The organism is Desulfovibrio piger ATCC 29098 (genome assembly GCF_000156375.1).
GTDB classification, from domain to species: Bacteria; Desulfobacterota; Desulfovibrionia; order Desulfovibrionales; family Desulfovibrionaceae; genus Desulfovibrio; species Desulfovibrio piger.
Genome location: NZ_DS996379.1, coordinates 1 through 1,205 on the forward strand (window position 1 = coordinate 1; position 1,205 = coordinate 1,205).

Here is a 1,205-nt window from a genome sequence, read left to right on the forward strand (position 1 = left end):
CGTTGCGGCGCACGGTGGCGTCCAGCACGCCCAGACGCGGCTGGTCAGAGCCTTCGATCTCCTTGCAGAGCAGGATCAGGCCCGCGCAGCTGCCGTAGACGGGCATGCCGTCCAGGATGCGCCGGCGCAGCGGTTCCAGCATGTTCCATTCCACCAGCAGCTTGCCGATGGTGGTGCTTTCGCCGCCGGGGATGACCATGCCCTCAAGGCCTTCCATGTCCTTGAGCTGGCGTACTTCGCAGACGTCGGCGCCCAGGCGGCGCAGCGCTGCGGCATGTTCGCGGAAGGCCCCCTGCAGGGCCAGGACTCCGATGCGGGCCATGCTACCAGCCCCGCTCCTGCATGCGTTCGGCCGGCGGGATGGTGGAGATGTCGATGCCCACCATGGGTTCGCCCAGATCGCGGGAGATCTCGGCCAGCAGAGCATAGTCCTTGTAGTTGGTCACGGCCTGCACGATGGCGCGGGCACGCTTGGCCGGGTCGCCGGACTTGAAGATGCCGGAGCCCACGAACACGCCGTCGCAGCCCAGGTGCATCATCATGGCGGCGTCAGCGGGGGTGGCGATGCCGCCGGCGGCAAAGTTCACCACGGGCAGGCGGCCTTCCTTGCGCACGGCCATGCAGACTTCCAGGGGAGCGCCGTTTTCCTTGGCGAAGTTGGCCACTTCGGCTTCGGGCAGGGAGCAGAGCACGCGGATCTCGTCCATGACCTGGCGGCAATGGCGCACGGCTTCCACCACGTTGCCGGTGCCGGGCTCGCCCTTGGTGCGGATCATGGCCGCGCCTTCGGCGATGCGGCGCAGGGCTTCGCCCAGGTTGCGGCAGCCGCAGACGAAGGGCACGGTGAAGTCGCGCTTGTCGATATGATAGCGGTCATCGGCGGGGGTCAGCACTTCGCTCTCGTCGATATAGTCCACGCCCAGGGCTTCGAGGATGCGGGCTTCCACGAAATGGCCGATACGGGCCTTGGCCATGACGGGGATGCTCACCACTTCCATGATGCGCTTGACGATGGTGGGATCGGCCATGCGGGCGATGCCGCCGGCGGCGCGGATGTCGGCCGGGACGCGTTCAAGAGCCATGACGGCGCAGGCGCCGGCTTCTTCGGCGATCTTCGCCTGTTCGGGGGTGGTCACGTCCATGATGACGCCACCCTTGAGCATTTCTGCAAGACCGGTCTTCAGGCGAATGGTGCCCTGTTCCAT

General features: G+C 66.8%; 2 protein-coding genes. Both read right to left on the reverse strand.

The features are described from left to right. A partial coding sequence (gene pdxT / locus DESPIG_RS12535; protein ID WP_006009532.1) for a pyridoxal 5'-phosphate synthase glutaminase subunit PdxT occupies window positions 1-322 on the reverse strand: 322 nt, incomplete at its 3' end. Between the two features lies 1 nt (window position 323). Then, on the reverse strand, window positions 324-1,205 hold an 882-nt coding region (pdxS, locus tag DESPIG_RS12540; RefSeq protein ID WP_006009534.1), incomplete at its 5' end, for a pyridoxal 5'-phosphate synthase lyase subunit PdxS.